This window comes from Pseudomonas sp. R62 (assembly GCF_000257605.1).
Lineage (GTDB): Bacteria > Pseudomonadota > Gammaproteobacteria > Pseudomonadales > Pseudomonadaceae > Aquipseudomonas > Aquipseudomonas atacamensis.
Genome location: NZ_AHZM01000940.1, coordinates 1 through 692, shown reverse-complemented (window position 1 = coordinate 692; position 692 = coordinate 1). Strand labels below are relative to the sequence as shown.

The 692-nt window shown below is 61.8% G+C and carries 1 protein-coding gene and 1 pseudogene; both read left to right on the top strand.

Translation table 11 applies throughout. The features are described from left to right. Positions 1–139, top strand: a pseudogene (locus OQK_RS29825) (AP endonuclease); the annotation flags it as partial. Beyond that, on the top strand, positions 132–692 hold a 561-nt coding region (locus OQK_RS01245), incomplete at its 3' end, for a sugar kinase (protein WP_016770752.1). The pseudogene OQK_RS29825 and the gene OQK_RS01245, both read left to right, overlap by 8 nt.

The following is a 692-nucleotide window of genomic DNA, read 5'->3' as shown; positions in this document are numbered from 1 at the left end:
GCTGCGGCACATGGACCAAGGCGTTATGCGCGCCGCCGAATACCCGCTGCAAGGCGATGACCTGGTGCAACTGACCACCGAACACGTCGCCGCCCTCGCCCGCCTCGGTCAATCGCGCCTGGAGCCTGCTCATGTCTGAGATCGATATCCTTTCTTTCGGAGAAACCATGGCAATGCTGGTCGCCGAGCAGACCGGCGATCTGGCCAAGGTCGAGCAGTTTCACAAACGGATTGCCGGAGCCGACAGCAACGTCGCGATCGGCTTGTCGCGCTTGGGTTTCAACGTCGCGTGGCTGAGCCGGGTCGGTAACGATTCACTCGGACGCTTTGTGGTCGAGACGCTGATCAAGGAAGGTCTGGATTGCAGCCACGTCGAAGTCGATAAAAACTATCCGACCGGATTCCAGTTCAAATCGCGTAACGACGACGGCAGCGACCCGCAGGTGGAGTATTTCCGCCGTGGTTCGGCGGCCAGTCATCTGTCGCCGCACTCCATCAACGACAACCTGCTCAGCGCCCGCCATTTACACGCCACCGGTATTCCTCCAGCGCTATCCGCCTCGGCGCGGGAAATGTCCGTCGAACTGATGACCCGCATGCGCGCCGCCGGACGCAGCGTGTCGTTCGACCCGAATCTGCGCCCAAGCCTGTGGGCCAGCGAGGCCGAGATGATCCGCGAGATCAACCGCCTC